This is a genomic window from uncultured Veillonella sp. (assembly GCF_938010505.1).
GTDB lineage: Bacteria > Bacillota > Negativicutes > Veillonellales > Veillonellaceae > Veillonella.
The window spans coordinates 1-7,086 of record NZ_CALLVP010000094.1 but is presented as its reverse complement, the minus strand read 5'-3'; the positions used below and the strand labels follow the sequence as shown (position 1 = coordinate 7,086).

Annotated in this window: 7 protein-coding genes; all 7 read right to left on the bottom strand. The window is 38.7% G+C overall.

Annotation, left to right across the window (positions count from 1 at the left end; all coding sequences use genetic code 11):
• Positions 1–1,408, bottom strand: a 1,408-nt coding sequence (locus Q0507_RS05725; RefSeq protein WP_298713690.1) for an aminotransferase class I/II-fold pyridoxal phosphate-dependent enzyme, incomplete at its 3' end; no start/stop codon positions are given.
• 57 nt (positions 1,409–1,465) lie between these two features.
• Entirely contained in the window at positions 1,466–2,044 is a 579-nt protein-coding gene (pth, locus tag Q0507_RS05720; protein WP_298713688.1) for an aminoacyl-tRNA hydrolase, read from the bottom strand.
• Positions 2,045–2,054: 10 nt separating this feature from the next.
• Positions 2,055–3,008 carry a ribose-phosphate pyrophosphokinase gene (locus Q0507_RS05715; RefSeq protein ID WP_298713686.1) on the bottom strand — a complete coding sequence of 318 codons (954 nt, stop codon included), beginning with the start codon at positions 3,006–3,008 and terminating at the stop codon, positions 2,055–2,057.
• Between the two features lie 126 nt (positions 3,009–3,134).
• Positions 3,135–4,508, bottom strand: a complete 1,374-nt coding sequence (glmU, locus tag Q0507_RS05710; RefSeq protein ID WP_298713683.1) for a bifunctional UDP-N-acetylglucosamine diphosphorylase/glucosamine-1-phosphate N-acetyltransferase GlmU — start codon at positions 4,506–4,508, stop codon at positions 3,135–3,137.
• Positions 4,509–4,639: 131 nt separating this feature from the next.
• A complete protein-coding gene (purR, locus tag Q0507_RS05705) occupies positions 4,640–5,458 on the bottom strand; it encodes a pur operon repressor (RefSeq protein ID WP_298713681.1) in 819 nt (272 codons plus the stop codon).
• Between the two features lie 227 nt (positions 5,459–5,685).
• A complete protein-coding gene (locus tag Q0507_RS05700) occupies positions 5,686–6,291 on the bottom strand; it encodes a 3D domain-containing protein (RefSeq protein ID WP_298713678.1) in 606 nt (201 codons plus the stop codon).
• A gap of 262 nt (positions 6,292–6,553) precedes the next feature.
• On the bottom strand, positions 6,554–7,086 hold a 533-nt coding region (locus tag Q0507_RS05695), incomplete at its 5' end, for a Na+/H+ antiporter NhaA (RefSeq protein ID WP_298713675.1).

Sequence of the window (7,086 nt, the reverse complement as noted above, 5' to 3'; positions counted from 1 at the left end):
GATTCTCTATATATTGTAACACAGAGTCACTAATCTCTTCACCTACTGCTACACATGGAATACCTGGTGGATAATAAGCAATGGTCTCTCCTGCAATGCGATGAACTGCTTCTTTTAATGGTACTTGCTCACGATTTGCATACATGGCATTACGAGGGGTAACACGAACTTGAGGCGCTGGTAGCAAAGCGGACTCGCTGCTAGGTTCATATAAGCCCGCTAAATCTATGTTTCTAATTTTTGAAGAATCTCTTAGTACGTCATCACTTACAGCTCGTACAGCCTTAATAAGGATATCCACAGATTCTTTAGTGTCACCAATTGTAATAAGTACTAACACATGATTTGCCTGTACTAACTCCACTTCGATACGATGATTACGCAATAAGTGTTCAAATTCTACACCTGTTAAACCTAAGCCTTTTGCATCGATTAGCACCTTAGTAGAATCATAGTTTATTATGGTCTCTTGAATATCTGTATATTCCATAGTAGCAATACCAGAAATTTTATTGAGTTTCTCCCGTAAATATGCGCTTAACTCTACTGCTCGACTTACTAAATCTTTACCGTCTGTGGCTAATTGATATCGCGCCATATCTAAGGAAGCCAGAAAAATATAGTTTGGGCTCGTACTTTGTAGCATTTGATGCATCTGCGTGATACGCCGCTTATTAATTCTTTTACCTTGCCCTAATAGCCAAGATGTTTGTGTCAAAGAGCCAACAGATTTATGTGTACTTTGTGCCACTAAATCTGCTCCAGCCTCTATAGCCTCTATAGGCAACCTTTCAGAGAACGGCAAATGAGGACCATGAGCTTCATCAACAAGAACAATAAGTCCCCGCTTATGAGCTTCTTTTACAATACTAACAATATCTACCCCTATGCCATAATAGTTTGGATATACCAAGAGAATTGCCTTTGCCTCAGGATGTGCATCCATTGTTTTGATTGCATTTACTAGGGATACACCTAGTGGAATACCCCATCGTTCATCAAAATTACAGTCCATATATACTGGTTTGGCCCCAGATAAGACAAGGCCACTAATGACAGATCGATGTGCCTCACGAGGAATGATAATAGATTCATCAGGACCTACAGTGCCCATGATCATGGCTTCAATCAAAGCTGTAGTGCCATTAATTGAAAACCAACAGTACTCAGCGCCATATAGTTCAGCCGTTAAATCTTGCGCTTCTTTTAACTCTCGTTCGGGCTCATGTAAATCATCTAAGGCATACATAACGCCTAAATCATAGGGTAACGCTAGCCCCATCCAGTCCTTTAATAATTTAGGTGCTTCACCACCTATCTTATGTCCTGGCGTATGAAAGGGCATAAAATGTTTATCTTTATAGGATTCTAAAGCCTCTACAAAAGGCATTCTTTCTTGATTGCTCATACGTACCTCGTAAAAAGGGCATGAATCTCTATGAGACTCATGCCCTTATGCATGTATTTATCGATGTGGACGACGTTTTGGATTGAATTGATTCATCCCTTTATCGATGCCCACCTCTAAGGTTCCTAATACAGCTTTCACCGTATCCTTGATACCTTTTTGTACTTTCTCTTGCGACTCTTCAGTAAATGGCGCTAATACATGGTCAGTCACAGTCCACTGTGGCAAGGGGCGGCCTATACCCACACGGAAGCGAGGAAAATTCTCCGTACCCAAATGAGATATTAACGATTTAATACCATTATGACCACCAGAGCTACCATTTGGTCGAATACGCAACTTGCCTACGGGTAAATCCATATCATCATAGATGCAATACACATCAGATGGATCAATTTTGTAGTACCGCATCAACGGTCCTACAGACTCACCACTTACATTCATAAATGTTTGCGGCTTTACAAGCAATACTTTTTCACCATCTACGGTAATACTGCACACCTCTGCACGTTGCTCCTCTTTCCAAGGCGTATGAGGTACGCTGTCGGCAATGGCGTCAATAACCATAAATCCAATATTATGTTTTGTCGCTTCATATTGCTTGCCTGGATTACCAAGGCCTACTACTAATTTCAAGAATCACCTATTATTTGTCGAATAAATTACTTACAGATACTTCATGGAAGATACGCATAATTGCTTCGCCCAACAATGGAGCTACAGATAATTGCGTAATATTCGGTAATTTACAATTTTCTGGCAATGGAATTGTATTAGTAACGATAAGTTCCTTAATGTTGGAATTTGCAATTCGTTCACTTGCCGGATCTGTCAACACTGCATGCGTAACAGCTGCAGTAATGGATTTAGCACCGAATTCTTCCAATGCTTTTGCACCTTCAACCAAGGAGCCAGCTGTATCCACGATATCATCGATAATAATACAGTTTTTACCTGCTACATCACCGATGAGATTCATAACTTTAGCCACACCCGGTTCAGGGCGTTTTTTCTCAATGATTGCAATCGGTGCACCGATGCGGTCAGCCAAATCACGAGCTCTTGTAACACCTCCAAGGTCTGGAGATACAACAATAACATCTTCCATATTTTTTTCATTAATATATTTAGCCAAAATAGATGCGCCGAACAAGTGGTCTACAGGCACATCAAAGAAACCTTGAATTTGGCCTGCGTGCAAATCAACTGTTACAAGACGTGTAATACCTGCAGTTTGCATCAAATTAGCTACCAATTTAGCTGTAATCGGCTCACGGCCACGAGTTTTACGGTCTTGGCGAGCATAGCCATAGTAAGGAACTACCGCAGTAATATGACGTGCAGAAGCGCGTTTTAGCGCATCAGCTATAACCATGAGTTCCATTAAATTATCATTTACAGGATAGCTTGTTGGTTGAATGATAAATACATCTTTGCCACGTACGCTTTCATCAATCATTATTTGTACTTCGCCATTATTAAAACGACCTACAAATGCTTCACCTAAAGGCAACCCTAAATAATCACAAATTTCCTTTGCCAATGCAGGATTCGCATTACCTGTGAAAATCTTGAGTTTTTTGCCGTCTTCAAATGCCATTTTGTTACCCTTTCATTTGCTCCTATACTGGTTACTTATCCATAATCCATACATTACAGATACACACTATTGCCTTTTTATTGTATACTATTTTAACCTAATTGTGTTAAAAAATATGAGATTTTTTTATTTCTTTCTGAAAGTATCCTCTGTTACCCAATTTTCTTTCACAATTTGCTTGCTACGACCTACCGCCAATGCCTTATCCGGTACATTCTTGGTGATAGTAGAACCTGCACCAACATAACTATAATTACCTACTGTTACAGGAGCTACTAAATTACTGTTACAACCAACAAATGCACCATCACCGATTGTGGTACGATGTTTAACTTTACCATCATAGTTTACAGTAATAGTACCACAGCCAATATTAACACCAGCACCTACATCGCTATCACCGATATAGGAAAGATGTGGGAACTTAGTGCCTTCTCCAACATTAGAGTTTTTAACCTCTACAAAGTTACCTACATGAACCTTGTTACCTAAAACTGTGTTTGGACGCAAATGAACATATGGCCCTACATCTACACCGTCTTTTACTTCGCAGTCATGACCATAAGTAAAGTGGATAATCGTATCATTACCAACTTTAACATTCGTCAAACGAGTATGTGGCCCAATTTCACAACGTTCACCAATCACGGTGTCACCTTCAAGGATTGTACCAGGATGTAAAATAGTATCCGCTCCTACAGTTACCTCTGGAGCTACATAAGTATTATCTGGGTCAATAATTGTTACGCCTGCAGTCATTAACTCAATATGTTTACGATGTTTTAATATAGATTCAGCTTCCGCTAATTGCAAGCGAGAGTTTACGCCTAAAGACTCTTCAAAATCTTTAGTCATGTATGCGCTTACTGTATCGCCACCATTTACGAGAATACCAACTACATCAGTAATATACAATTCACCTTGGGCATTATCATCAGATAGCTGATCTAAGCAAGGCCATAATTTTTTACTATCAAAAGCGTACATACCTGTATTTACTTCTTGAACCGCTAATTCTTCTGGCTTGCCATCTTTCTGCTCTACGATGCGAACTACAGAACCCGCTTCATTGCGAATGATGCGTCCATAACCAGTTGGATCCGGCATATGAGCAGTTAAGATTGTAGCTGCTGCACCGGAATTTTCATGTTCTTCTAAAAGTGCTTCTAAGCTTTCTTTTGTAACTAGAGGAGTATCACCGCATAACAATAAGATTGTACCATCATAATCACCAAGTACAGGTTGAGCCATTTTTACGGCATGACCTGTACCATTTTGTTCTTCTTGACGAACAAATTCAGCGCGCTCCCCCAGGTAATTTTGTACTGCATCTCCGCCAAATCCAACGATAACAACATCGCGATTTGTACCAATGGATTGAACCGTTTCAAGAACGCGTTCTACCATCGCCTTACCGCCAACCTTGTGCAATACTTTTGGCAATTTAGACTTCATACGCGTGCCCTTACCAGCAGCTAAAATAAGGCTTGCAACATTCATAGTAATCTCCTATCTGTTATCTCTTATATCTCTAAACCATTTTAAATATTGTTTACGTCATTATTTAGCCCATAGACCAATACTCAATATAAACCATTATATCAGCCAATAATGTTCCTAATATTAATGATTTACTCTTCATCTAGCACAGGCTCGATACTAATTTTCTTTGTATTTTCGTCGATGCCATAAAAAGTAAATAGTGATTCATAATCATCGATCAACTTTGGACTTGGTTCAGCTGTAGCAACAAGAACACCTGTACCAACAACGACACCACTCATTTCAAGAACTAATTCCTTAAGCCCCTTAGCAGTACCGCCAGCTTTCATAAAGTCATCGATAATTAACACCTTAGCATTTGGAGGAATTGCCCGCTTAGTTAACGTCATAGTTTGAATACGACCAGAGGAACCTGTTACATAATTAATGCTAATAGCAGAACCTTCTGTCACCTTACTATCCCGTCTAGCAATAACAAGTGGTTTATTAAAAGCTCTCGCTACCATTACAGCCAAAGGAATCCCCTTTGTTTCTACGGTCAAAATATAGTCCGGTTCACGGTCTACGAAACGAGTCATAATAATCTCACCTAGACGTGTCATTACATGCCAATCATATAAGATATCAGACATATAAATAAAACCACCTGGAATGATACGATCTGGTTCCATTAGACGATCTTGCACATCGCGTAAAATATCATTCGCTTGTGTGCCCTTACGATGCGGAATAAATCGTACCCCACCAGCTACACCAGCCACCGTTTCTAAGGTACCCAGTTGAAAGTGCTCCATAGACTGTCTTACACAGGTTAAATCTTCACTAACCGTTGATTTTGCCATTCCAAAGAAGTCACAAAAGTAATTTAAAGGAATCAATTTTTGCGGTGAATCAACTAACAGTTTTGTCATTGCCACCATTCGTTCTACGCGCCGTACTTTATCCATAGATTTTCCTTTACCATTCATATTATAACTATTGATTACACTCATCACTTCAAAATCATGAGTCATCACTTAATATATCTATTATTTATTATACCATAATCTCCGAATATTCGAGGTTTTGAATACATTATAATTCGGTAAAAGAAAAACTCTCTAGCATTTTATATAAGAGTATGATTTTGATTTATAAACCTGTCATACAGTTATATAAAGCTAGAGAGTTATCATTATAAAACGTAAACCTTTACAGTTTGACGACCAAACTGCAATGCTTCAGCACGAGAGTCATAAGCTAAATCAATTCGATTCCCTTTAATGGCTCCACCTACATCATCAGCCACAGCATAGCCATAGCCTTCAACGTACAGCTTTGTACCTAATGGAATGAGATTTGGATCTACGGATACAATCCCCTTTGTCAAACGGCTACCTGTAGCCGTATAATTTCCATTACCAGGGTCTTGGGATGAATAGGCACTAGCCTCCATCGTTAAAACCTTTGAGTATTTGCTAGGTGCACCATTATTATTTTTTGTACTTTGACCACCCTTACGTTTTGCCGTTTTCTCTAAGGCTTTCATTGTAGAGGAACCAACACGACCATCTACAGCAAGCCCCTTAGACTTTTGAAATTTTCGTACAGCTTGCTCTGTATTATGTCCATAAATACCATCAACAGAATCATGCAAAAAACCTTGCTCTTTTAACATGGTTTGCACCTTACTAACATGATGCCCCCGTTGTCTACGTTCAATGGTCTTCGCCATTGCTAGTGATGATACCATAGCAGTCATACAAACAAGTGTACATGCAATAATTATTTTTTTTATCATATATACCTCATCTTACATTAAGTAGTATACTATATAGGTTTAAATAATCTTTAAACCATAGATGTACTATTAATATCAAAAATGCATATATATTAAGCGCTAAATAACAGTGTTCATCTTAAAGACGTATTACATATATACCATATAAATATAAGATATCAATGAAAAATCTCCATCATATCTTGATAGAGACTTCACTTAGTTTTTCTAACTTTAAAAGCCTCACCAGTCAACAATGGAGATTTAAGAATTTTATTTGATTTTAGCAGTTATGATATACACCAATATGACATTCTTTTCGATTTGCCCCAACAACTCTTAAGAAGATATAGCCGTATATTGCCGAAATTAATGAACCAAGGATTACGCCTCCTTTTGCCATTTCTTGAGCATGACCTGGATCAAATGCCAAGATAGATACGAAGATACTCATTGTAAAGCCAATACCACATACAATAGCAGTACCATATACATGCTTCCAATTAGCTTCCGTTGGCATTGGTACAAGACCACATTTCACCATTGCAAATACAGCGCCAAAAATACCTAATTGTTTCCCTATAATAAGACCTAATGCTACCCCAAGTACTACAGGATGCGTCAAATCATTTATAGATACGTTACGTAAATCTACGCCAGCATTGAAGAAGGCAAATATTGGCACAATTAAGAAACTAACCCAGTTAGATAATAAGTGTTCCCAATGTTGCATCGGACGAACATACTTACGACCGCGCTTACCTTTTGAAGGAATTGTCATAGCCAAGATTACACCAGCCATAGTTGCATGTAGAC

Excerpts from the sequence above, each read along its gene's own strand:
- glmU (WP_298713683.1), bottom strand. The coding sequence starts at position 4,508 with ATGAATGTTGCAAGCCTTATTTTAGCTGCTGGTAAGGGCACGCGTATG.
- purR (WP_298713681.1), bottom strand. The coding sequence starts at position 5,458 with ATGGATAAAGTACGGCGCGTAGAACGAATGGTGGCAATGACAAAACTG.
- Q0507_RS05700 (WP_298713678.1), bottom strand. The coding sequence starts at position 6,291 with ATGATAAAAAAAATAATTATTGCATGTACACTTGTTTGTATGACTGCT.
- Q0507_RS05715 (WP_298713686.1), bottom strand. The coding sequence starts at position 3,008 with ATGGCATTTGAAGACGGCAAAAAACTCAAGATTTTCACAGGTAATGCG.